Genomic DNA, 24,765 nt, shown 5'->3' with positions numbered 1-24,765 from the left:
TTCGAGGAGGAACGCTGCATGAAGAAGACAACATCCCTGGCGCTTGCCATCGCACTGGCACTGCCCCTGGTGGCATCGGCCCAGTACGCGGGCCCGAGCACCGTGCCGACCATGACCGTCAAGCAACTGCTCGATACAGGCAAGAACGATCAGCACGCCACGCTGCGTGGCTTCCTCGTGTCGCACGACGGCGGCGAGCACTACACCTTTGCCGACGACAGCGGCCGCATGAAGGTCGAGATCGATGCCAAGCATTTCCCGCCCGGCGTGAAGATCGACGACAAGGTGCGCGTCGAGATCAGCGGCGAGTTCGACAAGGACCGCTTCGGCAACAAGGTCGAACTGGACGTCAAGCGCCTGAGCCTGGCGCCCTGAACGCCGGCGGCTGACATCGCCGCCACGCGCGCTGCGGCGATGGTCAGTGCGACGACATGGGTGCCACCGCGAGATCGGGCAGCACGTTCATGATGCGCAGCGTCTGCTGCACGACCTGGCTGAACACCGGCGCGGCCACAAGGCCGCCGAAGTACTTGCCTGCGCTCGGCTCGTCGATCATCACCGCGACGATGATGCGCGGCTTGTCGATGGGCGACATGCCGGTGTACCAGGCGCGGTACTTGTTGCTCGCATAGCCCTTGCCGACCTGCTTGTGGGCCGTGCCGGTCTTGCCGCCCACCGAGTAGCCCACGGTCTGCGCGAGCGGCGCGGTGCCGCCGGGTGCGGCTGCCATGTGCATCATCTTTCGGACGTCGCTCGCGACCGTCGGCGAGAACACCCGCACGCCGGCCGGCTCGGTGCCGGTGTTCTTCAGCAGGCTCACCGGAATCACCTCGCCGTCGTGCGCGAAGGCGGTGTAGGCATGCGCGATCTGGAACAGCGAGGCAGAGAGGCCGTAGCCGTACGACATGGTGGCCTGCTCGATCGGCCGCCATGACTTCCACGGCCGCAGCCGGCCCGTGACCGCGCCGGGGAAGGGCGTCTGCGGCTTCTGCCCCAGGCCCACGGCGGTGAGCGAATTCCACATCTCCTGCGCCGACATGCGCTGCGAGATCTTGGTGGCGCCGACGTTGCTCGACTTCTGGATCACACCCTCGACCGTCAGCACGCCGAAGTTTTCGTCGTCGTGGATGGTGGCGCCCGACACGGTGATGCGGCCGGGGTTGGTGTCGATGATGGTCTTGGGCGTCACGCGGCCCAGTTGCAGCGCAGTGGCGATGGTGATCGGCTTCATGGTCGAGCCGGGCTCGAACACGTCGGTCATGGCGCGGTTGCGCAGTTGCTCGCCCGTGAGGTTGTGGCGGTCGTTGGGGTCGTAGCTGGGGTAGTTGGCCATGGCGAGCAGCTCGCCCGTCACGGTATCGACCACCACCACGCTGCCGGCGCGCGCCTTGTTGGCGATCACGGCGTCGCGGATCTTTTCGTAGGCGATGAACTGCACGCGGTCGTCGATGCTGAGCTGGATGTCGTGGCCGTCGGTGGGCGGCACCTGGTCCTCGGTGTCCTCCACGATGTGGCCCAGCCGGTCTTTCAGCACGTGGCGCGAGCCGGCCTTGCCGGCCAGCTCTTTTTCGAACGCCAGTTCGATGCCTTCCTGCCCGATGTTCTCGACGTTGGTGAAGCCGGCCACATGTGCGGCGGCTTCGCCTTCAGGGTACTGGCGCCGGTAGTCGCGGCGCAGGTAGATGCCCTTGATGTTGAGCGCGGTGACCTGCTTGGCCACGGCCTGGTCGACCTGGCGCTTGAGCCAGACGAAGGTCTTGTCTTCGTCCGCGAGCTTCTTGTCGAACTCTTTCTGCGGCATGCCGAGCAGCTTGGCCGCTTCCTTGAGCTTGCCCTGCACGACCGGGTCGTCACGCTCGATGTCTTCGGGAATGGCCCAGATGCTGGGCGCCGGGATGTCGGACGCGAGGATCAGGCCGTTGCGGTCGAGGATGCGGCCGCGGTTGGCGGGCAGCTCGAGCGTGCGCTGGTAGCGCACTTCGCCCTGGTGCTGGAAGAAGTCGTTGTTGAAGATCTGCACATAGGCCGCCCGTGCTGCCAGCAGCAAGAAGCCGAAGGCGATGCTGGCCACGATGAACTTGCTGCGCCATACGGGCGTCCTGCTGGCGAGAAGCGGACTGCTGCCGTACCGGATGTGACCGTTGGGGTTCATCTTGTGCGGGCGTGGGGCCCGGCTGTTGTTGTCCGCGTGTAGACAGCGCGGCGTTGATCAAGTTCCGGGTGGTGTGCGAAAGCCACCCGGAACCTGAGCATAAATCAGCGCTTGGGTCGCAGCGAGACGATCAGCGACGGAAAGATGCGTCCGTCGGTATCGCGCGGCAGCCTGTCGGTCTTGCGCAGGCCGCGCTCGGCCGCGTCGTCCCAGCCCGGCAGGCCGCTCGACTTGCTGAGCTTGACGTTGACGATGGTGCCGTCGGGTGCCAGGCTCACTTCGAACTCGGCCGCAGGATTGCCGTTCACGGTGTCGGCATCGGGGAAGGTGATGTTCGGGCGCACCGCGGCGGCAATGCGTCCGGCGTAGCCGCTCGACGGTCCGGATGACCGCATGGCCGTGCCCTTCGAGTCGTCACTGCCGCTGGCGCCTGCCAGGCCCTGCATGCGCTTGAGCGTGGCCGCGCGGTCGGCGGCGGCCTGCTTGGCTGCCGCTTCAGCCTTCTTGGCTTCGACCTGCTTGGCGTCGGTTTCCTGCTGCTTCTTCGCGTCGGCCAGCTTCTGCTGCTGTTCCTTCTTGCGGTCGGCCTCGTCTTGCGCGCGCTGCTTGGCTTCGAGCTCTTTCTTCTTTTGCTGTTGCTGCTGTTCGAGCTCGCGCTCTTTCTGTTCTTTTTGCTCCTTGAGCTTCTTGTCGCGCTCCAGGGCAATGTCGGGGGTGCGTGGCGGCGGTGCTGGCTCGGGGGCCTTGGCGACAGGGGGCGGCGGTGGCGCTGGCGCGGGAGGCGGCGGTGCGGGAACGGGCGCCGGTGCCTGCGGTGCGGACAGGCGCGGAGCGGCCTGCTGCACCGTGGACGACCACAGCTCGGCATCGACCGCGCCTTCGTCGGCTTCGCTTTTCCAGCGCACGCCCCATGTCAGCGCGGCGATCAGCAACGCATGCGCAATGAGGGCGAGCACGACGGCACGCGGCGTGCCGCGCTGCGGCGGTGGCGCGAACTCGGGGCGGTCCAGTGCGAGCGACATGCCTTATTTGCCGCCCGCGGTCGTGCCCGTGGTCGTGACCGACAGGCCCACGCGCTCGATGCCGCTGCGCTTGAGCTGGTTCATCGCCTTGACGACGGTTTCGTACTTCACCGACTTGTCGGCGCTGATGACCACCGGGCGCTGGTCGTCGCCGCCCTGCGCGGTCTTGGCGGCCGAGCCGATCTGCGTCATGGGGATCGACGTGCCGCCGGTGCCGGTGGACGGGTCTTTCTTGATCTGCACTTCGTCGTCGCTCTTGATGACGATCTCGATGGGCTTGTCGGGCTGCTTGTTGGCGCGGTCGACCGTGGGCAGGTTGATCACGCTCGGCGTGATGAGCGGCGCGGTGACCATGAAGATGATCAGCAGCACCAGCATCACGTCGATGAACGGGACCATGTTGATCTCGTTGATCGTGCGGCGTCCTCGGCCCCGGGATGAAACGGCGGGCATGCGCTTGTGTTCCCGCTCAGCGGTTGGCCGGAGCCACCGACGACGCAGTGCCGCTCGCGCTCGGGTTGGCCGAGAGGTTGCGCTGCAGGATGTTGGAGAACTCCTCGATGTAGGTTTCGAGGGCGATGGCGATCTTGTCGATCTCGCGGGCGAAGCGGTTGTAGCTGACCACCGCGGGAATGGCGGCGAACAGGCCGATGGCGGTGGCCACCAGCGCTTCGGCGATGCCGGGCGCCACGGTGGCCAGCGTCACCTGCGTGAGGGCGGCCAGGCCGGTGAAGGCATGCATGATCCCCCAGACCGTGCCGAACAGGCCCACGTACGGCGACACCGAACCGACGGTGGCCAGGAACGAGAGGTTCTGTTCCGCCGCATCCAGCTCGCGCTGGAAGCTCGCGCGCATCGCGCGGCGGGCGCCGTCGAGCAGCGTGGGAGCGTCGGTGACGTGGCGCTCGCGCAGCTTCTGGTACTCGCGCATGCCCGAAGCGAAGATGCGCTCCATGGGCCCCGCGAACTTGGCGTTCTGGGCGGCCGAGGCGAACAGCTCGTTCAGGCTGGTGCCCGACCAGAATTCGCGTTCGAAGTCGTCGTTGAGCGCACGCATGCGCTTCAGGGCGAAGAACTTGCGAAAGATCGCGGCCCAGCTGGAGATCGAAACGATCACGAGCAGCAGCACGACCATTTGCACCACGAAGCTCGCGTGGAGCAGGAGGTTGATGATGGAGAGGTCTTGATTCATGGCTTGAAAGGTTGAGTCATGGAGCCGCTGTAGCGCTCAAGGGTTCCCGTAACTTGGGTCGGCATGCGTGCAGGACGCAATGTGGTGGCGTTCACCCAGCCAATGCGGATCGTGCCTTCGCACAGCAAGACGGGTGCCGCAGCCCCCGTTCGCTCTTGCTCTGTTTTTGATAGCACGCGCTGACCGATTATCAACGACGCAGTACCCAATTGTTGAAGATCGGCTGTAACCAGCAGTTCGTCGTCGAGCCGGGATGGGCGATGGTATTTCAGTTGCGTTTCGCTCACCACGAACTGGCCGCCGCTTTCTTCGCGCAGCTTGCGCTGTTCTACGCCCAGCGAACGCAACCACTCGGTGCGACCGCGCTCCATGAACTTCAGGTAGTTGGCGTAGAACACGATGCCGCCGGCGTCGGTGTCTTCCCAGTAGACGCGAAGCGGGAACGCGTAGCTCAATGAGGTGCCTCGCTCATTGCTCGGTCATGGCCCGCAGTCGCGCGATGGCTTCCTGCAGGTGGGCCATCGAGCTGGCCGTGGAGAAGCGCACGAACTTGGCCGTCTCGGCGGTGCCGAAGTCGCGGCCCGGCGTGACGGCCACGTGGGCACGCTTCATGGTCTCGAAGGCGAAGTCCCAGCTGCCCGAGATGCCGAGCTTGTCGGCCACGCTCGTGCAGTCGGCCCAGGCATAGAAGGCGCCGTCGGGCATCACGGGCACGTTCAGGCCGAGCGCATTGAGCTGCGGAATGAACCAGTCGCGGCGCGCCTTGAACTCGGCGCGGCGGCGCTCGTACTCGGCAATGCTCTCGGCCTCGAAGCAGGCCAGCGCCGCGTACTGCGACACCGTGCTCGCGCAGATGAAGAGGTTCTGCGCCAGCCGCTCGATCACCGGCACCAGCGCATCGGGCACCACCAGCCAGCCCAGGCGCCAGCCGGTCATGTTGAAGTACTTGCTGAAGCTGTTGATGCTGATGACGTTGTCGTCGATGGCCAGCGCGGTCTGCCCGAAAGCATCGTCGTACGAGAGGCCGAGGTAGATTTCGTCGATCAGCGTGATGCCCCCGCGCTGCGACACCACCTCGTGGATGCGGCGCAGTTCGTCGGGCGCGATCGAAGTGCCGGTCGGATTGGACGGCGAGGCGAGCAGCACGCCGCGCGTCTTGTCGGTCCAGGCGGCCTCGACCTTGGCGGCGGTGAGCTGAAAGCGTTCTTCGGCCGTGGTCGGGATCAGCACGGCCTTGCCGTCTGCCGCGCTCACGAAATGGCGGTTGCAGGGGTAGCTGGGGTCGGGCAGCAGGATCTCGTCGCCGGACTCGATCAGCGCCAGGCAGGCCAGTTGCAGCGCGGCCGATGCGCCGGCCGTCACCACGATGCGGCGGGCAGGCACGTCGACATTGAAGCGGCTCTTGTACCAGCCGCTGATGCGCTCGCGCAGATGGTCGAGGCCGGTGGCTTGCGTGTACTGCGTGGCGCCGGCGCGCACGGCGCGGGCAGCGGCTTCCTGCACCAGCGGAGGGGCGGTGAAGTCGGGCTCGCCGATGTTCAGGAAGATCATCGGCCGGTCGGTGTGGGCCACCTCGCGTGCCAGCACACCCGCGGCCTTGGCCACCTCCATCACATAGAAGGGCTCGATGCGCTGTGCGCGCGTCGAAATCCTCATGCCTTGGCCTTGCCCGAGGCCCGGTCGGCTTCGACTTCGAGCGGGCGCAGTTGCGGTGCCAGGCCGTTGAGCACCGCGTTCACATACTTGTGGCCGTCGGTGCCGCCGAATTCCTTGGCAAGCTCGATGCACTCGTTGAGCACCACGCGCCACGGCACGTCCAGGCAGTTCTGGAACTCGTACACGCCGATCCACATCACGGCGTGCTCGACGGGCGAAATTTCCTCGAACTTGCGGTCGAGCAGCGGACGGATCAGCGCGTCGAGCTGCTCGGCGCCCGCGATCGAGCCGTGCAGCAGCGCGTCGTAGTGCAGGGCGTCGGCCTTGTGAAAGCCCGCGAGGTCGCGCGTGAAATGGTCGATGTCGGTCGGGTCGTTGCGGCCCACCAGGTGCTGGTAGAGCGCCTGCAGCGCGAATTCGCGTGCGCGGCTGCGGTTGGACTTGGCCGAAGCCTTGCGCACGCCGGTGCTGGTCAGGCCCACGCGCGATTGACGGGGCTTGGTGCCAGTGGGCTTGGAGGTGTCGTCGGTCATGAAAGGGTGGCCAGCAGTTGCGCCATCTCGACAGCCACGCGGGCTGCGTCGCGGCCTTTGTCGGTCTGTCGGGCAACGGCTTGCTCGAGGTTTTCGGTGGTGATGATCGCGTTGGCGATGGGAAGGCGGTAGTCGAGCGCAACGCGGCTCACGCTCGCGCCCGATTCGTTGGCCACCAGTTCGAAGTGGTAGGTCTCGCCGCGGATGATGCAGCCCAGCGCAACGAGCGCGTGGTAGCCACCGCGCTCGGCCAGCGCCTGCAGCGCGATGGGCACTTCGAGTGCGCCGGGCACTTGCAGGTGATGGATGTCGGATGCGGCCACGCCCAGCGATTCGAGTTCCGACAGGCAGGCCGAAGCGAGCGCATCGGTGATGTCGGCATTGAAACGCGCCTGCACGATGCCGATGCGCAGGCCTTTTCCGTTGAGCGGTTTGGCGTCCGCGCCTTTGTTTGCACCTTGCATGTCGTTCAGTCTTTCGTGAGGTAGCCGGCAATTTCGAGGCCGTAGCCCGCTGCCATGCTCGGCATGCGACGCGGCGTGCCCAGCAGGTTCATCTTGTGCACGCCGCATTCGCGCAGGATCTGCGCGCCGATGCCGTAGCTGCGCAGGTCCATGCGGCCGCGCTCGGGGGCTTGCGCGGGGCGCGCGGTGCCGTCGAACTGGGCCAGCAGCTCGCCGGCCGATTCGCCGCAGTTCAGCAGCACGGCCACGCCCTTGCCTTCGGTCGCGATGTGCGAGAGGCTGGCGTCCAGGCTCCACGAATGCAGCGAGCGGTTGATTTCGAGCGCGTCGAGCACCGACAGCGGCTCGTGCACGCGCACCGACACCGTGTCTTCGGGCGCCCACTTGCCGCGCACCAGCGCCAGGTGAACGCCGCGGCTGGGCTTGTCGATGAAGGCGTGGGCGGTGAAGGCGCCCCAGGCGGTCTGGATTTCGCGGCAGCCGACTTTTTCGACCAGCGATTCGACGCGGCTGCGGTGCTCGATCAGCGCGGCGATGGTGCCGATCTTGATGTCGTGCTCGGCCGCGAAGACCTGCAGGTCGGGCAGGCGAGCCATGGTGCCGTCTTCGTTCATCACCTCGCAGATCACCGAGGCGGGCGAGCAGCCAGCCATGGCGGCGAGGTCGCAGCCGGCTTCGGTATGGCCGGCGCGCATGAGCACGCCGCCGTCCACCGCCTGCAGCGGGAAGATGTGGCCGGGCTGCACCAGGTCGGCGGCCACGGCGTTGGGGGCGACGGCGGCCTGCACGGTGCGCGAGCGGTCGGCGGCCGAAATGCCGGTGGTCACGCCTTCGGCGGCTTCGATCGACACCGTGAAGGCGGTCGAATGCTTGGCGCCGTTGCGCTGGACCATCGGCGGCAGTTGCAGCCGCTCGCACATCTCGCGCGAGAGCGTCAGGCAGATCAGGCCACGCGCGTGGCGTGCCATGAAGTTGATGGCTTCGGGCGTGATGTGGTCGGCTGCGATGACGATGTCGCCTTCGTTCTCGCGGTCTTCCTCGTCGACCAGGATCACCATGCGGCCGGCGGCAAGCTCGGCCACGATTTCCTCGACCGAGGCGATCGGTGCGGGGGCGCGCGCGGCGCGGGGAGCGCCGATCGGCGTGACGGAGGCGTTCATTCGGCTGTGTCCTTGGAATACGGGGCGGTCGGCGGTACCAGCACGCCGGCCTGGAGCATGCGCTCCACGTAGCGCGCCACGGTATCGATTTCGAGGTTGATCTTCGAGCCGGCCTTCAGGCCGCCGAGGGAGGTGTTTTCGACGGTGTGCGGGATCAGGTTGATGCTGATCTCGGCGCCGTCGGCGATGTCTTTCACGGTGTTGACCGTGAGGCTCACGCCGTTGATGGTGATGGAGCCCTTGTAGGCCAGGAAGCGGGCGAGGGCGGGCGGCGCGACCACGCGCAGCTCCCAGCTTTCGCCGATCGGCTCGAAAAAGCTCACGGTGCCGATGCCGTCCACATGGCCGGCCACGATGTGCCCGCCCAGCCGGTCGCTGGCGCGCAACGCCTTCTCGAGGTTGATGCGGCTGCCTTCGTCGGTCAGGCCCGCGGTCTTGTCGAGGGATTCGGCTGAGATGTCGATGGTGAACTGCTGTCGCTCGGGGACGAGCGTGGTGACGGTCATGCAGGCGCCGTTGAGCGCGATGCTGTCGCCAAGCCCCACGTCATCGAGGTAGCCGTCGGGCACCGCAATGCTGAGTCTTTTGCCAAAGGAGGAGGAGGTGCCGAGGTCGTGAATGGCGACGATGCGCCCCACGCCGGTGATGATTCCGGTGAACATTTCCACATTTTCGCAGACATCGGGAGCCCCCCGGCTTTTCATGGCGCTTTGCGCCATGTAATTCGCCACCCCCCGAGGGGGAGGCGCGGCTCGCCTTGGGGCGGCCCGGCGGCGGCCGCCTGCGCCCCCTTTCTAGAACGCGTCCTTTCCGGCGACCCGGGCCACGATGCGCAGGTCGGGTCCGAGCATGTCGACAGACCTGAATTCCAGGGGCAGCGCGCCCGCCAGCGAGGTGAGCGGACCGCCTTCGTGCAGGTGGCTCGCAATGTCGAGCCCCTTGCCGATCAGCTTGGGCGCCATGTAGACCAGCAGCTCGTCGACGCAGCCTTCGCGCAGCATCGAGCCGTTGAGCTTGTGGCCCGATTCGACGTGCAGCTCATTGACGCCGCGTGCCGCCAGGTCTTTCAGCAGGGCGGGCAGGTCGACCTTGCCATCGGCGTTGGGCAGGCAGGTGACCGTGGCGCCACGGGCTTCCAGCGCGGCGGCCTTGGCTTCGTCCCGGCTGGCCGCGTAGATCCAGACGGGGCGACCTGCTATGAATATATGAGCGTCGACGGGCGTCTGGAGTCGGCTGTCCACCACCACCAGATGCGGCTGGCGCGGGGTGTCGACCAGGCGCACGTCAAGGCGCGGGTTGTCTTCGAGCACGGTGCCGACGCCGGTCAGCACCGCGCTGGCCCTGGCTCGCCAGGCATGGCCGTCGGTGCGGGCCGCTTCGGACGTGATCCATTGGCTCACGCCGTTGTCCAGGCCGGTCTTGCCGTCGAGCGAGGCCGCGACCTTCAGGCGCACCCAGGGCTGCTTGCGGACCATGCGGCTGAAGAAGCCGATGTTCAGTTCGCGCGATTCGGCCGTGCCGGGTCCGACCTCGACTTCGATACCCGCCGCGCGCAGGCGCTCGAAGCCTTGTCCCGCCACCAACGGGTTCGGGTCGGCGAGCGACGCCACGACCCGCCGCACCCCTGCCGCGATCAGCGCATCGCAGCAGGGCCCGGTGCGGCCATGGTGCGAGCAGGGTTCGAGCGTGACGTAGGCCGTGGCACCAGCAACCGAATGGCCTTGCGCCGCGGCATCGCGCAGTGCCATCACTTCAGCATGCGGGCCGCCGGCCTTTTGCGTGTGGCCCTGGCCGAGCACGCGGCCATCGGCGTCGCACAGCACGCAGCCCACGCGCGGATTCGGATCGGTCAACAGCAGCGCCGAGGTGGCCAGCTGCAACGCGGTGGCGATGTGCTGTGTGTCTTGTTTGTGAGATGGCATGGGGCCCGGCGGGAAAAATTAACAGCGGTGTCGCCGGATCATACGAGCGGCATCCGAACACGGATGAACGGCGCGCATGACTGCACGAACGCCCCCTTACGCTCGAAGCCCGATGGCGGGAAAAAAGAAGCAACTCGAGTTGCAAGCGCACAGGGAGGACATCGATACATGGCTTCATCGAAGCATTCAGGCACGGGCTTTTCGCTCGTGGAGGTACTCGTTTCCATCGTCGTGTTGAGCGTGGGCTTGCTCGGCACGATGCACATGCTGCTGGCTTCGGTGCGCACGAGCCACGAAGCCGCAACCTTCACTGCGGCAGTCAACCTTGTTCGCGAACTGTCGGAGAAGGCGCGCATGAACAAGGGCGTCGCGGCGAGCAACAGCACGGCCAATGCATACCTTGTCGAGCAGTGGGTGGCGGGCTCGGGCAACGATGTGGGTTCTATCGGCCGGATGTGTGCGGCATCGGGCGCATCCTGCGACGCGGCGCAATTGGCGGGCTGGGACATGCGCGAGTGGAAGCAGCGAATCGCCAAGGCGTTGCCCGAAGCCCGAGTCAGCGTGTGCTTCGACGAGGCGCCATGGAACGACGCAGCGGGCGAGTACGCATGGCCGTGCAGTCACACGGGCCGCAACGTGGTCGTGAAGCTCGGCTGGACGCCGCGCGTGCTCGCCGAGACGGCACCCACGCGCGCGCCACGTCTCGTGATGCAACTGATCGCGGGGCAAGCGGACGACGGCCATGCGGGTTCGTGAGCCGATGGTGCCCGCGCCACAACGCGGAGTGACGCTGGTCGAGCTGCTGGTTGCCGTGGCCATCGCGTTGGGGCTGGTGCTCGCAGCCACGGCCACATTCCTCGGCAGCAGGCAGTTGTTCAATGCCGACAATGAAGCCCATGCGGTCGAAGACTCACTGAGGTTCGCGGGCTTTGTCGTCAAGGGCATCGTGCGGCAGGCGGGCTATGCCGACTACGCACCCGACTACATCGATGCGGATGGCATGGCCGCCAGCGGAAGCAATGCCAACCTGCTCGCGTCCTCCGACGATCCCCTGGACCTGAACATCGTCGGCGCCAGCAACACGCGCGTCGGCGCCACCGGCAACGGCTACGGCCGGCACAACAGCCGGGGCGTGAATGACAGCGACTCGTTGCTCGTGCGCTTCTTCGGCCGCAGCCGCGCCGCAGGCGACGGCACCGAGCCGGACGGCACCATGGTCGATTGCATGGGCTTCGCGCAACCGGGCCCCGCTGCCGGCCGTGCGACGTCTGCAGATCGTGCCTGGAGCTTCTTCTATGTCGCCGAGGCCGCGGACGGCGAGCCCGAGCTTTATTGCAAGTACCGCAGCGACAAGAAGGGCAGCTTCAGGGCCGAGCCTTTGGCGCGTGGCATCGAGGTGTTCAAGGTCGTCTACGGCTATGACAGCAATGGCGACGGCATCCCCGAGCGCTGGCTCGACGCCATGCAGATCGAGGCGCAGGCCACCTCTGCCGCGAAGACCAACGACGAATGGCGCAAGGTGGTCGCGCTGCGCATCGGCATGGTGGCGCGCAGCGCGCGCGACAACAGCGGGCCCCGGCAGGCCGGTGAACTGCTCTATCCGCTGGGGCCCGCATTTTTCGACGTGAGCTTCAAGCCCAAGCCTGATGGCAGGCTGCGTCGCGTCGCGACCTTCACGGTCATGCTGCGCAACGTCGCGAAAGCCCCCCGGCCATGAGGCGAGCGGATCGATCCCCGCAGCGCGGTTTCTCGCTGATCGTCGTGTTGCTGATGCTGGTCGTTGTCTCGGTGCTGGGAATCGGCGCCGCGCAGGTATCGCTCGTCAACGAACGCAGCGCGCGCAACGACCGCGACACCGAGGTGGCGTTCCAGGCCGCCGAGGCCGCGCTGGTCGATGCCGAGAGCGATGTGCTGGGGCCCAACGGCAGCACGCGACAACGCCTGTGTCTTTTCAGCAGTGCGGACGTGACGGCCTTCATGGCCGGATGCGGCGGCGAAGGCGAACGCCAGGGGCTGTGTGCGCCGGGCGAGGCCGGCAGCGAGCCAGCCTGGATGACGGCCGACTTTTCTGCCGATGCGGGCAAGTCGGTGGCCTATGGCACGTTCACTGGCCAGCACTACCTCAGTGGCGATGCTGCACGCGGCTCGCGGGCCGGTGCGCTGTCCGCGAGGGCGCCACGCTACATCGTGGAGGCCCTTCGCCATCGCGGCGGGTGGCAGGCAGACCAGCTCCAGAGCGCGAGCGCCAGCGACGCCCGCTACATCTTCCGCGTCACGGCCATCGGCTACGGCATGCGCGAGGAGACGCGGGTGGTGCTGCAGACCAGTTTGTACAAACCGGCAGCCAGCGCTGGCTGCCCCTCATGAACGGCGGAACTCGCATGCGTGGTTTTCAGATTCCCGGTATCGCTGGCCTGATCCTTTGCGCCGCCGGATGCGCGCGGGCCGCCACACCTGCGTTGCCGCCAGACGCGGTTCTTCCTGACGAGCCGCTGGCCTCGCTGGCGTCGCACGCCGATCCCCATGTGGTGCTCGACCTTGCACTCAAATCCGCGAATGCCGGCGCGGCCTACCGGGGGCGCTTCGACTGGACGCAAACCTATACGGGCTACTGGGACCCGATGGGCTGCTATCTCTACGCGAGTTCCGAGGGCTATTTCAAGCGCGTGTCCAAAGCAACCAGGGGCAGCGGTGGTGCCATCGCCTGCAGTCATCAATGGAGCGGCAATCTGTTGAACTGGGCCGCGTCTTCCACCCTCGATGCGGTGCGCCTTGCATTGACCGGAGGAGATCGCGTGGTCGACGCGCCCGGCCAAACGGTGCTGCAGCGTGCGGTGCTGCCGCAGGAGTTCTATCGCAGCAGTCATTTTCCCGACAAGGCCCTGACGGGCAATCTGGACAAGCTCACGCCACTGGTCGCGGGCGGTGCCGAAGGCGTGCGCGCCACGGACACGGTTCACTTCAACAGTTGCCTGGACCGCCTGCTGATCGGTCCGACTGCCACGGGCACTTGCAGCGAACCGGGAAGCGACCAGCGATACGGACCCGGGCCCGCCAGCGCGTCCTATGCCGCGCGCGTGGAGGTCTGCACGCCTGGCGAGGCGATAGCGCGCCGTGCGCTCTGTTTCAAATACCCCAGCGGCAATCACAAGCCCATCGGGGCCATCCAGGCGTATTCGGAGCGGCTGCGCTTTTCCGTCTTCGGCTATCTGCAGGACGACGACTCCGCGCGCTACGGCGGCGTGCTGCGCGCACCCATGAAGCACACCGCTCCCAAGAAGATCGATGCCGCCTTCGACCGGGTGAACAACGTGCAGGCGGAGTGGGATGCGGACACGGGTGTCTTCAAGGCCGACCCGATGTCTTCGTCCGCTGTCCGGGACGGCGCCGCCACGTTCAGCGGCGTCATCAACGCCATCAACCGGTTCGGGCGCAGCGGCGCACGGCAGGGCATCTACAACAGGTTCGACCCTGCCGGCGAGCTTTACTACGAGTCGCTGCGTTACCTCCAGGGCAAGCCACCGACGCCGGAAGCCATCGCAGGTTTGGCTGCGGGCAACGACGCCCGCAAAGGCGGGCTCCCTGTCTACAACGACACCGATCACTGGGGTGCATTGGAGCGCACGCGGTCGACCGCTGCGAGCTGCCAGAGGAACCACATCCTGGCAATCGGTGACCTGGAAACGGACCACGACCGATCCCTGCCCGGTTTGCCCAGGGGCGGCTCGCCTGCAGATTTCGATCGCGGTTTCAACAGCGCGGACTACGAGCCGGACACGGCCTACTGGACAAGTCTCGTCGGCGCGTTCGAGAACAGGGAGGCGCTTTCCTATTTGCATCCGTCCGGGAAGACGGGCCTGGCGACCACCGGCAACAGCGGTCCGCCTGCCTTCAACTACAAAGGCGACGCGCTGCTCACGTCGCGCAGCATCGCGGCTGCCGACACGGGAGCCGACTGGGGCTCGTTCGGCATGGCGGGCCTTGCGTATTGGGCACGCACGCAGCGGATTCGCAGCGATCTTCCGGGCGCTCGGGTGCAGACCTTCGCCATTGACCTGGGGCAGGGGGGCGACGGTGCGGTCCGGCAGAAACAGCGCGGCAGCGCGTTCTACCTTGCCGCCAAGTACGGAGGCTTCGAGGACAGCAACGACGATGGCAATCCGTTCCGGGCGGCCGATGGTGTCGGGCGGCCGGACGTGATCGGCAACGCCGAATGGGCCGACGGCCTCGATGCGGACGGGCAACCGACACCCTCGAACTATTTCATGGCGAGCGACCCGCGGCAGATGGCGTCGGCGATCCGCAGAGTTTTCCAGCAGGCCGCCGCGCCATCGGGCCGCGGCGTGACGAGCGGCGCGATGTCATCGGACCGGCTCACGCAGGCGGGCGCCAGTGTCTATCTCGCGCAGTCCGGCGGGCGGCGGTGGGCGGGCACGCTGCTGTCGTATCCACTGGCCCACGATGCGGCTACAGGCAACGTGCAGCGCGGCGAGCGGCCCGACTGGGACGCTGGTGCCCTGCTGACCGGCCGAGCGATGGCACAGCCAGCGGTGGCTGCGCGCGATCCGGCCAGCAGGCGGATCTTCAGCCTCTCGACGGGCGGAACAGGCGTGTCGTTTGAATGGGCGGCGCTCGATACGACCCTTCGTGCTCACCTGAGCGCGACGCCCTATGCCGAGCCTGCTGCATCGGACGCCCTGGGGCCCGAGCGACTGGCCTATCTGCGGGGAGATCGGCGCAAGGAGCTGTCGATTCCGGATGGCGTGTTCCGGGTTCGCGATTCGGTCATGGGCGACATCGCCCATTCCATCCCCTTGTTCGTGGGTGCGCGGCAAGGCCGGCAGGCGGCGGTGTATGTCGGCGTCAACGACGGCATGCTGCATGCGTTCTCGGCTCGAACCGGCGAGGAATTGTTTGCCTATGTGCCCCGCAGTTTGTTTCCCAAGCTGGCGGCCTACACCTCGCCGGACTACATCCATCAAAGCCAGGCCGACGGCTCGCCGATGGTCGGCGAAGCGCTGACGGCCCATGGCGCGCAGAGGACCGTGCTGGTCTCCGGCACCGGCGGCGGGGCCACCGGTGTCTTCGCACTCGATGTGACCGACCCTTCGGCTTTTTCCGCGAACAAGGTGATGTGGGAGTTCAGCGGTGCGGATGACGCGGACATGGGCCATTTGACGCAGGCACCGCGCGTTCTGAAGTTCCGCACCTCGGCGGCGACCCGTGGGGGCGCGGCCACCTACGGCTGGTTTGCCGTTGTGCCTTCGGGGTTCAACAACGCCCATCCCGAGAAGCGCGCCGCGCTGTTCCTGCTCTCGTTGGACAAACCTGTCGGCGCCGCGTGGGCGCGGGGCGTCAACTATCACAAGATCGTTCTGCCTCGTCCAGCCGACAACACCATCGTGAACGCACTGAGCGTGCCGGGCGACTATGCGGCTGCGGATGGCGCCACGCGCTTCCTCTATGCCGGCGACACCCAGGGCAACCTGTGGAAGTTCGACTTCACTGGCAACGCGCCGTGGAGCGAGGGCAACGCATTGGGGCTCAAGGGCCGTCCCCTGATGGTTGCGATGGGCGAGGGCGATGCGGTTGCCAGGCGCCAGCCGATCACCGTGCAGCCGGAGGTCGGCGTGGGGCCGGATGGTGACGCCATCGTGCTCTTCGGCACCGGGAAGTTCGCGAGCCCGGAAGACCTGGCTCGCTCGAACCACGGGCTGCAGACCATGTACGCCGTGTACGACAACGGCACCCCTGTTCCGGCCGGTGCTGCGCGCACGCAGCTTCAATCGCGCAAGACGGATGTTGCGACAGGGGGAATGCTTGCGTCCATCACCGGCGATGCGTTCGTGTACGGCGCCTTCGACCGCAAGACGACCAGCCGGCGCGGCTGGTACTTCGATCTGCCGGCTTCACCCGATCGAGGCGAGCGGCTGGTGTCCAGGCCGCTGCTGAGCGATGGCCATCTGTTTTTCAACACGCTGATACCCAAGGCGAGCCTGTGTGGCGGCGACGGTGGCGGGCGCAGTTGCGCCGTGAACGCGATGACCGGACTCTCGAAGGGCGGCACTTGCGAGCCTTCGGACACGGGCCTGCCGGGCACAGCGCACCTGGTGCAGTTGGGCGAGGCGACCTACAGCGCGACCGACTCTTTCGGTCGCCGGCCGGCAACACGGCGGCTGTCTGTCGTCAGGCTGGGCGCTCGGGGCGGTGTCTCGACTGCGCGGCCTGTCGTCGATGACGGCAAGGGGGCGCAAGTCGCGGGGCGCCTCAATTGGCGGCAGGTCATCGACTACCAGGGAGCAAAGAAAAAATGAGCGCAACGGCATCGCGCCATCGCGGGTTCACGTTGATCGAGGTCATGATCGTGCTCGCCATCGTTGCCATCCTGGCGGCCATTTCCTATCCGTCGTACATGGACTTCGTGCGCAAGAGTTGGCACAGCGAAGCACGGTCCGCGCTGATGCAGCAGATGCAGCACCAGGAGCGCCACTTCACCCAGGTCGGTCGTTACCGCGCCTACGAAGGCGATTCGGGCGACAGCGGAGCGGGTGGCAAATACACCGTCGAAAGCAGCAATTGCGAGGGGCACGGCAACATCGAAAGCTGTGTCCGGCTCACAGCGAACCTGAAGGCCGGCTTCTCCGATCCACAGGTCGGCAAGTTCTGGATCGACAGCAAGGGCGGCAAAGGGTGCGATGGCCTGCCGCGCGGCAGGTGCTGGCAATGAAGGCGTTCTTGCGCAGTGCGAAGCACGCGAGCGGCTTCACGCTGGTCGAGTTGATGGTGGTCGTGGCCATCGTCGCAGTGCTGGCGACCATCGGCGTGCCGAGCTTTCGCGATCTGCTGCTCAATCAGCGTCTGGCGGCGGCCGCGCAGGGCTTCAATTCCGCGTTGAGTCTGGCGCGCATGGAGGCCATCCAGCGTTCGCAGAGTGTCAGGGTGCTTGCGCTGGCGGGCAATGACTGGGCCAGTGGCTGGTCTGTGCTGACCGGGCCGGAGTCTTCGCTTCAGGCATTGCGAAGTTTCGAGCGGTTGCCGGAGGGCGTGAGCGTCGATGCAGCGCTCGGAGATGGATTCGCGCAAGGCTTGCGCTATGACAGCAACGGATTTTCTCGTCGGGCATCCAGCGGGGCCTTTGGTGCCGGATGTCTTACGCTGAAGGCGGAGACTGGCCGCCGGGCATCGATCATCGTGTCGGGATCGGGCCGGGCAAGGGTTTGCGATCCGGATCGGCGAGGAGATTGCGGCACCGGTGCGTGCGGCAGAGGAAGCACGTGGGAGGAAGAAGGCGCGTGAAGCAACCCAGTGCGGGCCGGCTCAGATGTCCCGCAGCAACTGTCTGAACTCGTCCACGTCCTCGAAGCTGCGGTACACCGAGGCAAAGCGCACGTAGGCCACCTTGTCCATGCGCTTGAGTTCGCGCATCACGAGCTCGCCGACCTTGGTCGAGTCGATCTCGCGCAGGCCGCTGGCCAGCAGTTTCTGTTCGATGCGCAGCAGGGCGTTGTCGATCTGCTCGATGCTCACCGGCCGTTTGCGCAGCGCCAGCATCATCGAGGCGCGCACCTTGCTCGAATCGAAATCGGCGCGGCTGCCGTCCTTCTTGACGACAACCGGAAAATTGACGTCGGGCCGTTCGTAGGTGGTGAAGCGCTTGTCGCAGGCGCTGCACTGGCGGCGCCTGCGGACGAAGTCGGCATCTTCCGATACACGGGTCTCGACGACCTGCGTTTCAAGGTGACCGCAAAAAGGGCACTTCATGCGGCCATCACGATGCCTGGAGCAGCTTCGGGGTTCAGCGGTAGACCGGGAACCGGCTCGTCAGCGCGTGCACCTTGGCACGCACCGCGTCGATGTTCGCCGCGTCGCGCGGGTTCTCGAGCACGTCGGCGATCAGGTTCGCGGTGGCGCGGGCCTCTTCGTCCTTGAAGCCGCGTGTGGTCATGGCGGGGGTGCCGATGCGCACGCCGCTGGTGACCATCGGCTTTTCAGGGTCGTTGGGGATCGCGTTCTTGTTGATCGTCATGTGGGCGCTGCCCAGCACCGCTTCGGCTTCCTTGCCGGTGATGCCCTTGGCGCGCAGGTCGACCAGCATCAGGTGGCTTTCGGTGCGTCCGCTCACGATGCGCAGGCCGCGCTGGGTGAGGGTGTCGGCCACGATCTGGGCGTTCTTGACCACCTGTTGCTGGTAGGTCTTGAACTCGGGCGCCATCGCTTCCTTGAACGCAACGGCCTTGGCGGCAATCACGTGCATCAGCGGGCCGCCTTGCAGGCCGGGGAAGATCGCGCTGTTGATGGCTTTCTCGTGCTGCGACTTCATCAGGATGATGCCGCCGCGCGGGCCGCGCAGGCTCTTGTGCGTGGTCGAGGTGACGATGTCGGCGTGCGGCACCGGGTTCGGGTACACGCCTGCGGCCACGAGGCCGGCGTAGTGGGCAATGTCGACCATGAAGATCGCGCCCACGTCCTTGGCCACCTTGGCGAAGCGCTCGAAGTCGATGCGCAGCGAGTAGGCCGAGGCGCCCGCGATGATCAGCTTGGGCATGTGCTCATGCGCCTTGCGTTCCATCGCGTCGTAGTCGATGGCTTCGTTGGCATCCAGGCCATAGCTCACGACGTTGAACCACTTGCCGCTCATGTTCAGGGGCATGCCGTGGGTCAGGTGGCCGCCTTCGGCCAGGCTCATGCCCATGATGGTGTCGCCGGGCTTCAGGAAGGCCAGCATCACGGCTTCATTGGCCGAGGCGCCGCAATGCGGCTGCACGTTGGCGGCTTCGGCGCCGAAGATCTGCTTGATGCGGTCGATGGCCAGTTGCTCGGCCACGTCGACGTGCTCGCAACCGCCGTAGTAGCGCTTGCCCGGGTAGCCTTCGGCGTACTTGTTGGTGAGCTGCGAGCCTTGGGCGGCCATGACGGCGGGCGAGGCGTAGTTCTCGCTGGCGATCAGCTCGATGTGATGTTCCTGGCGCGCGTTTTCGGCTTGAATCGCAGCCCAGATTTCGGGATCGGTCTGTTCGACCAGGATATTGCGTTGGTACATGGCAGTCCTTTGAAGACGAGGTCCTTGTTCAACCAAACAAGGGCTGCCCAGGCGAACGGCTGAACGCCTGTTGTGGTCAGGCGGCACGCTTCCCAGTGGTATTCCACGTCAGCGCGTGACACCTGTTGAGGGTGCTGCGCCTATCGCCAGTCGCGTACCGGCCGAGTGTAGCTCACACCCGGCCGCAAGGCCTTCAGGAAACGGCGGAAAGCAGGGCGACCTTGGCAGGCTCCGAGCCTTCTTCCGGCTTGGCCGGAGCCACCACCGGCATCGGCTGGGCGCGCACGCCCGGCGGCGTGACCGACGGCGCGCGGCCATTGGCCACTTGCAGCAGGCGTTCATGCTCGGCCATCACCTTGCTGGCGTAGCCGCCGTCGTCCTCGAGGTTGGCTGCGCCGACGTAGTAGCGCAGGCCGCCTTCGAGCGAGCCGGCACGGGCGATGCATTCCTGCAACACCTTCACACCGACGCGCATGTTGGTCACCGGGTCGAAGGCGGTGAGCGTGCCGCCCGCGCTTTCGTACTTGTCGCCGTGCACGCGAGTCATGACCTGCATCAGGCCTTGCGCGCCCACCTGGCTCTGCGCGAAGGGGTTGAAGCTGGATTCGACGGCCATGATCGCGAGGATCAGCGTCGGGTCGATCTTCGTGCGCTTGCCGATGCCATAGGCCTCGGCGACCAGCACGCTGAGCGGCTCGGCGGCCACGCGGTACTTCTTGCTCAGCCAGTAGGCCACCGCAGCTTGCTGCTTGGGCAGCTCGCTGGGGCTCGCGGCCGTGGTGCGCTCGATGGCGGTGGGCTCGAGGTCGGTGGCTTCAGGCGCAGGCTTGCGCGACTGCAGCCAGCCCATCAATTGTTCCTCGCCGGTCTTGCGCAGATCGGGCCGCGCCACGAGGGCGAGGGCCGCGAACACGATGGCCAGACCGACCAGTGCAAACCCGTTATGGGTGATTTCAAAAAAGCCGTCTGCCACATCGGACACAAAGGTCCTTAGCCCGCGGGCTGTGGCATCAAACGCCTTGTTCATCGCTCTTCCTTTCTGTGCGGCACCCGAACCGCAACGCCTGGGACAGGCGAGGGATGAAGGCAACGGCGCTTGGATTGGTACGAATCAGGTTCCGCGCATGGAAGGAGGGTTAGGAGCGCGGTGACCTGATCAAGCCGGGGGAGTTCGGCAGCGGATTCAGGGGAGGCCCTGCTGCGTCTGGCAGCGAAGGCAGGCGGATTCTAGCGTGGCTAAATACCCGGTCAAGCATAATGAATCTGTTTCTTATGCTAATAGTTGTTTAAAAAATGGACCGTGACTGAGGTGTTTTGGCTTAGGGGAAAGCCCTGAAAAGATTCGATTTGCAATGCGAGGGTGCGGCACCTAATCTGAACAGGCCTGAGGTTTCAGGCGCTTTTCCGAGGTCCGGCAGCCGGAGGTGCAAGTCAAAGGCTCGAACGACCGAGGATCCACGGTGGCAATCTCTTGCTGCCAGCACGACAGGAACCATTGACTTCCAGTCGCGCGAATCGATGGCATGGGTCTTATGCCCGCCATCAAGCCCGGTGATGAGGCACTCAGTCGAATCACCGGGCTTTCTTGTTTCTGCATTCCCACCTGTTTGCGGCACACTCCGGCGATGGACGTAGCTTCGATCAAACAAAACAAATGGGTGCGACGTGGGATCGTCGCGGTGCTGGTTCTGCTGGCCTTCTGGGTCATTGCCTGGCTGGCGGTGCCCCCGATAGCCAAGAGTCAGATCCAGAAAATTGCGAGCGAGAAGCTCGGCAGGCAGGTCACGGTCGGCAAGATCGACTTCAAGCCCTGGACGCTCGAACTCACGCTGAACGACCTGCGCATTGCCACCGCCGACGGCAGCAAGTCGCAAGTGGCCATCCAGCGCATCTACGCGGACGGCGAGCTGCAATCGATCTTCCGCCTGGCGCCGGTGATCGACGCGGTCACGATCGACGGCCCCGCCATCCTGCTCACGCACCAGGCCGACGGCAAGTACGACATCGACGACATCCTGGCCAAGCTGTCGGCCGGCCCGCCGCCCGACCCCAACGCCAAGCCGGCGCGCTTTGCCATCTACAACATTGCGATCAATGGCGGCTCGGTCGATTTCGACGACCAGACCGTCAAGCGCAAGCACGAGCTGCGCGACTTCGTGCTCAAGGTTCCTTTCCTGAGCAACCTGGCCTCCAAGCGCGACGTCAACACCGAGCCCAAGCTGGCCTTCACGCTGAATGGCAGCAAGTTCGATTCGGCTGCTTTCACGACGCCCTTTTCGGACAACCGCAAGACCGACGCCCATGTGCAGTTCAAGGGCCTCGACCTGGTGCCGTACCTCGGCTACATCCCCGGTGGCCTGCCGGTGCGCTTGCAGGCAGGCAGCCTGGATGCCGACCTGAAGATCGGTTTCGAGCAGGGCGCTGCAACGGGCCTGAAGATCACCGGCACCGTCGAGGCGCACACCACCAAGGTGGCCGATGCGCGCGGTCGTGACCTGCTGGGCTTCGAGTCGCTCAAGCTGGCGCTGGCCGATGTGCGGCCGCTGGAGTCGGTGTTCCATCTGAGCGAGATCGCGCTGGTCAACCCGCAATTGGCGGTCGCCCGCGACGCGGCCGGCCAGCTCAACCTGCTGTCCACCGACCCGGCCACCGGAGCGACCGAAAAAGCGGCGCCTTTGCCCACTGCCGCAGCCAGCGCGCCCGCCGGCAAGCCCGCCGAAAAGCCCGTGCTGAAGGTACAGGTCGACAAGGTCGCCCTGAGCGGCGGGCGCATCGGCTGGCGCGACGAAACCGTCAAGCCCACGGCGGCTGTCGATCTGACCGAGCTCGGTGTTGACGTCACCGGCGTCACCTGGCCGATGGAAAAGCCGGCCCAGTTCAACGGCAGCACTGCCATCGCCGGCGCCAGCCTCAAGTTCAAGGGCAGCGCGACCGACAAGGTGGCCGATGTGCAGACCGAGGTCGATGCGCTGCCGCTGTCGCTGGCTGCACCTTATCTGGCGCAAAGCCTGGAGCCCACGCTGGACGGCAAGCTCAGCGGCCAGATCGACATTGCCTGGGCCCAGCCTGAGCTCAAGTTCAAGGCGCGCCGCCTGTCTGCCGACGGGCTGGCGCTGACCCAGGCCAAGACCGCGCTGGCCAGCGTCGGCCGCTTCGAGCTGGTCGACGCCGAAGTCGACATGACGAAGCACACGTTGAATGTGGCCTCGTTCACCGCGACCAACCCCAAGGTGCGCATCGAGCGCGACAACGAAAAGCGCTGGATGTTCGAGCACTGGCTCAAGACGCCCGCTGGTGGCGGCGCCAAGGAAGCCGAAGCCAAGGTGGCCGCGCCCAAGCCCGCTGCCGCACAAGCGGCGCAGCCCGGCGCCAACACCAAGCCGTGGGCGCTGACCATCGGCACCCTGGCGGTCGACAACGGCAGCCTCTCCTATTCAGACAAGGCGAGCGCGACGCCGGTGGCGGTCGAGATCACGGCCTTCAAGCTCAACGCCCAGAAAATCGCGCCGGACACCAACACGGTTTCGCCGCTGCAGGTGTCGGGGCGCATCGGTTCCGCGGGCCGCTCGGCCGATCCGGGGCGCTTCGACTACAAGGGTAACCTCGTGCTGAAGCCGCTGGCGGCTGAAGGACGTCTGGAGATTGCGTCCTTCCCCGCCCACGCCTTCAAGGCCTACTACGCCGACGCGCTCAACGTCGACATCCGCCGCGCCTTTGCGAGCTTTCGCGGCACGGTGCGCTATGCGACCACCCCGGCGGGCATGAGCGTTAAGCTGGCCGGCGATACCGCGCTCGACGACTTCCGCGCCAACAGCGTTTCGCTGACCCAGTCGCCCGGCTTCGACCGCAACAACAACCAATTGTTGAGCTGGAAGACCCTGAGCCTGCGCGGCCTGCAGGTCAGCATGGCGCCCAACGCCGCGCCGGCTGTGGACGTGCGAGAAACCACGCTGACCGACTTCTTCGCCCGCGTGATCGTCGACCCCACCGGCCGGCTCAACCTGCTGAACCTGACCAAGAAGGGCGAGGCCGAAGCCAACGCCGCTGCAGCAGCCGCTGGCCAAGCCAGCACCCGCAAGGGCCCAGGCGGCACCACCACCACGACCCGCGCGGCGCCGCCGAAGGCGACGTCGGGCGGCGCGCCGGTGTCGGCCGAAGCCATGGTCGGCGGCGCACCCGAGCCCGCCAAGCCTGTGGCGGCCGCTGCGCCGGTTGCCACGGCGCAGGTCGCCGACACGGGCCTCGCACCGGTCATCAACTTCGGCCCGATGAGCCTGGTCAACGGCAAGATCGACTTCACCGACCTGTTCGTCAAGCCCAACTACTCGGCCGATCTCAGCGAGCTGACCGGCAAGCTCAGCTCGTTCTCGTCGAATCCGCCGAAGGGCGAGGGCGGCCGGCCCGCGCTGGCGGACCTCGAACTGCGCGGCAAGGCGCAGCAGACGGCGGCGCTGGAAATCACCGGCAAACTCAATCCGCTGGTCAAGCCGATCGAACTCGACATCACCGCCAAGATGCGTGACCTCGACCTGGCGCCGCTGTCGCCGTACTCGGTGCGCTACGCCGGCCACGGCATCGAGCGCGGCAAGATGAGCATGGACGTCAACTACAAGGTGGCGGCCGATGGCCAACTGACAGCCACCAACAAGCTGGTGCTCAACCAGCTGCAGTTCGGCGATGAAGTCGCTGGCTCCACCAACAGCCTGCCGGTGAAACTGGCCGTGGCGCTGCTGGCCGATCGCAACGGTGTGATCGACGTCGACCTGCCGCTCAGCGGCTCGCTCAACGACCCGCAGTTCAGCGTCGGCCCGCTGATCTGGAAGGCCGTGGTCAACCTGATCGTCAAAGCAGTCACGGCGCCGTTCAGCCTGCTCACGGGCGGGCTGGGCGGCGGCAGCGGCGAATCGAGCGCCATCACCTTCGAGCCCGGCAGTTCGACGCTCAGCACCACGGCCAAGGAAAGCCTGGACAAGGTCGTGAAGGCCCTGACCGACCGGCCCACCTTGCAGATGACCGTGGTCGGTACCTCCAGCCTCGAAAAAGAACGCGACGCCTACCAGCGCCAGCGACTGCGCCAGCTCACGCTGGCCGAGAAGCGCCGCGTCGCGGTGCGCGGCGGCCAGACCGGCACCGACGTGCCGCCGGTCACCGATGCCGAGTACCCCGATCTGCTGACCGCCGTCTACAAGCGCGCCGACATCACCAAGCCGCGCAACATGGTCGGCCTTGCCAAGGACTTGCCCGTCAAGGAAATGGAAAACCTGTTGCTCGCGAGCGTGCCGGTCGACGAAGAGTCGATGCGGCAACTCGCGGTCGAACGCGGCGCTGCCGTGCGCGACTACCTGCTCGCGCAGAAGCTGCCGAGCGAACGTTTGTTCCTGGGTGCTGTGCGCACCACGGCCAGCGGCTCCGACTGGAAGCCGGGCGCCGAGCTCAGCCTGACCATGAAGTGAAGGGCGGGGACTTGGTTTTTTCCTTCAGCTTGCTATATATGTAGTCCGTTAACCTCTACGCCCACGACCCCGCGTTCGCCGCCGTTCCACAACGGAATTCGGCGGTCAACCGCAAGTGGGTGAAAATGTCGATGCGCGCCGGCCTTTGCCGGCGCCTTCGCTTTCTCTACT

At 66.2% G+C, this 24,765-nt stretch carries 22 protein-coding genes and 1 riboswitch; of the genes, 8 read left to right on the top strand and 14 right to left on the bottom strand.

From position 1 onward, the window contains the following. Positions 1-18 precede the first annotated feature (18 nt). Positions 19-375 carry a YgiW/YdeI family stress tolerance OB fold protein gene (locus tag H7F35_RS33635; RefSeq protein WP_187110791.1) on the top strand — a complete coding sequence of 119 codons (357 nt, stop codon included), beginning with the start codon at positions 19-21 and terminating at the stop codon, positions 373-375. Between the two features lie 43 nt (positions 376-418). Here H7F35_RS33635 and H7F35_RS33630 read toward each other — a convergent pair whose 3' ends face one another. The 11 genes from H7F35_RS33630 to ribD form a co-directional block, all read right to left on the bottom strand. Beyond that, positions 419-2,152: a peptidoglycan D,D-transpeptidase FtsI family protein gene (locus H7F35_RS33630; protein WP_187110790.1), complete on the bottom strand. Its 1,734-nt coding sequence runs from the start codon at positions 2,150-2,152 to the stop codon at positions 419-421. Between the two features lie 104 nt (positions 2,153-2,256). Further along, positions 2,257-3,174, bottom strand: coding sequence for a cell envelope integrity protein TolA (locus H7F35_RS33625; RefSeq protein ID WP_187110789.1), 918 nt, complete (start codon positions 3,172-3,174; stop codon positions 2,257-2,259). Between the two features lie 3 nt (positions 3,175-3,177). Continuing rightward, a complete protein-coding gene (locus H7F35_RS33620) occupies positions 3,178-3,627 on the bottom strand; it encodes a biopolymer transporter ExbD (protein ID WP_187110788.1) in 450 nt (149 codons plus the stop codon). Between the two features lie 16 nt (positions 3,628-3,643). Next, entirely contained in the window at positions 3,644-4,366 is a 723-nt protein-coding gene (gene tolQ, locus H7F35_RS33615) for a protein TolQ (protein WP_187110787.1), read from the bottom strand. Continuing rightward, positions 4,363-4,821, bottom strand: coding sequence for a YbgC/FadM family acyl-CoA thioesterase (locus tag H7F35_RS33610; protein WP_187110786.1), 459 nt, complete (start codon positions 4,819-4,821; stop codon positions 4,363-4,365). The genes tolQ and H7F35_RS33610 overlap by 4 nt, the downstream gene beginning before the upstream one ends. Before the next feature lie 13 nt (positions 4,822-4,834). Further along, positions 4,835-6,022 carry a pyridoxal phosphate-dependent aminotransferase gene (locus tag H7F35_RS33605; RefSeq protein WP_187110785.1) on the bottom strand — a complete coding sequence of 396 codons (1,188 nt, stop codon included), beginning with the start codon at positions 6,020-6,022 and terminating at the stop codon, positions 4,835-4,837. After that, the gene (gene nusB / locus H7F35_RS33600) at positions 6,019-6,555 is read right to left on the bottom strand and encodes a transcription antitermination factor NusB (RefSeq protein ID WP_187110784.1); all 537 of its coding nucleotides are present in this window, start codon (positions 6,553-6,555) and stop codon (positions 6,019-6,021) included. The genes H7F35_RS33605 and nusB overlap by 4 nt, the downstream gene beginning before the upstream one ends. After that, the gene (ribH, locus tag H7F35_RS33595) at positions 6,552-7,019 is read right to left on the bottom strand and encodes a 6,7-dimethyl-8-ribityllumazine synthase (RefSeq protein ID WP_187110783.1); all 468 of its coding nucleotides are present in this window, start codon (positions 7,017-7,019) and stop codon (positions 6,552-6,554) included. Before ribH ends, nusB begins: the two co-directional genes overlap by 4 nt. A gap of 5 nt (positions 7,020-7,024) precedes the next feature. Further along, the gene (gene ribBA / locus H7F35_RS33590) at positions 7,025-8,179 is read right to left on the bottom strand and encodes a bifunctional 3,4-dihydroxy-2-butanone-4-phosphate synthase/GTP cyclohydrolase II (protein ID WP_187110782.1); all 1,155 of its coding nucleotides are present in this window, start codon (positions 8,177-8,179) and stop codon (positions 7,025-7,027) included. Further along, positions 8,176-8,841 (bottom strand): riboflavin synthase, encoded by a 666-nt coding sequence (locus tag H7F35_RS33585; protein ID WP_187110781.1) that lies wholly within the window; start codon positions 8,839-8,841, stop codon positions 8,176-8,178. Before H7F35_RS33585 ends, ribBA begins: the two co-directional genes overlap by 4 nt. 132 nt (positions 8,842-8,973) lie before the next feature. Next, a complete protein-coding gene (gene ribD, locus H7F35_RS33580; protein ID WP_187110780.1) occupies positions 8,974-10,101 on the bottom strand; it encodes a bifunctional diaminohydroxyphosphoribosylaminopyrimidine deaminase/5-amino-6-(5-phosphoribosylamino)uracil reductase RibD in 1,128 nt (375 codons plus the stop codon). Positions 10,102-10,269: 168 nt separating this feature from the next. Between ribD and pilV the strand changes: the two genes are divergently transcribed. From pilV to H7F35_RS33550, 6 genes are all read left to right on the top strand, one after another. Next, a complete protein-coding gene (pilV, locus tag H7F35_RS33575; RefSeq protein WP_187110779.1) occupies positions 10,270-10,857 on the top strand; it encodes a type IV pilus modification protein PilV in 588 nt (195 codons plus the stop codon). After that, the gene (locus tag H7F35_RS33570) at positions 10,844-11,818 is read left to right on the top strand and encodes a PilW family protein (protein ID WP_187114506.1); all 975 of its coding nucleotides are present in this window, start codon (positions 10,844-10,846) and stop codon (positions 11,816-11,818) included. The genes pilV and H7F35_RS33570 overlap by 14 nt, the downstream gene beginning before the upstream one ends. Beyond that, complete coding sequence (locus H7F35_RS33565) at positions 11,815-12,468, top strand: PilX N-terminal domain-containing pilus assembly protein (RefSeq protein ID WP_187110778.1); 654 nt, start codon at positions 11,815-11,817, stop codon at positions 12,466-12,468. The genes H7F35_RS33570 and H7F35_RS33565 overlap by 4 nt, the downstream gene beginning before the upstream one ends. Positions 12,469-12,626: 158 nt before the next feature. Further along, entirely contained in the window at positions 12,627-16,415 is a 3,789-nt protein-coding gene (locus tag H7F35_RS33560; protein ID WP_187110777.1) for a pilus assembly protein, read from the top strand. Continuing rightward, on the top strand, positions 16,412-16,828 hold the full coding sequence (locus tag H7F35_RS35080) for a type IV pilin protein (RefSeq protein ID WP_187110776.1): 417 nt from the start codon (positions 16,412-16,414) through the stop codon (positions 16,826-16,828). The genes H7F35_RS33560 and H7F35_RS35080 overlap by 4 nt, the downstream gene beginning before the upstream one ends. Continuing rightward, entirely contained in the window at positions 16,825-17,397 is a 573-nt protein-coding gene (locus H7F35_RS33550) for a GspH/FimT family pseudopilin (protein WP_187110775.1), read from the top strand. Before H7F35_RS35080 ends, H7F35_RS33550 begins: the two co-directional genes overlap by 4 nt. Before the next feature lie 21 nt (positions 17,398-17,418). Here H7F35_RS33550 and nrdR read toward each other — a convergent pair whose 3' ends face one another. The 3 genes from nrdR to H7F35_RS33535 form a co-directional block, all read right to left on the bottom strand. Further along, entirely contained in the window at positions 17,419-17,862 is a 444-nt protein-coding gene (gene nrdR / locus H7F35_RS33545; RefSeq protein WP_093246962.1) for a transcriptional regulator NrdR, read from the bottom strand. Positions 17,863-17,896: 34 nt separating this feature from the next. Further along, positions 17,897-19,141, bottom strand: a complete 1,245-nt coding sequence (gene glyA, locus H7F35_RS33540) for a serine hydroxymethyltransferase (RefSeq protein WP_187110774.1) — start codon at positions 19,139-19,141, stop codon at positions 17,897-17,899. A gap of 38 nt (positions 19,142-19,179) precedes the next feature. Further along, a riboswitch (ZMP/ZTP riboswitch) is annotated at positions 19,180-19,305 on the bottom strand. A gap of 29 nt (positions 19,306-19,334) precedes the next feature. Continuing rightward, a complete protein-coding gene (locus H7F35_RS33535) occupies positions 19,335-20,168 on the bottom strand; it encodes a lytic transglycosylase domain-containing protein (RefSeq protein WP_187110773.1) in 834 nt (277 codons plus the stop codon). A 598-nt stretch (positions 20,169-20,766) separates the two neighbouring features. On the opposite strand from H7F35_RS33535, the gene H7F35_RS33530 reads away from it, so the two are divergent. Next, entirely contained in the window at positions 20,767-24,594 is a 3,828-nt protein-coding gene (locus tag H7F35_RS33530; protein WP_187110772.1) for a DUF748 domain-containing protein, read from the top strand. Positions 24,595-24,765: the final 171 nt, after the last annotated feature.

The organism is Variovorax sp. PAMC26660 (genome assembly GCF_014302995.1).
In the GTDB taxonomy this organism is placed as follows: domain Bacteria; phylum Pseudomonadota; class Gammaproteobacteria; order Burkholderiales; family Burkholderiaceae_C; genus Variovorax.
Note: the sequence above shows the minus strand (reverse complement) of the source record. Positions and strands in the feature narration are given on the sequence as shown.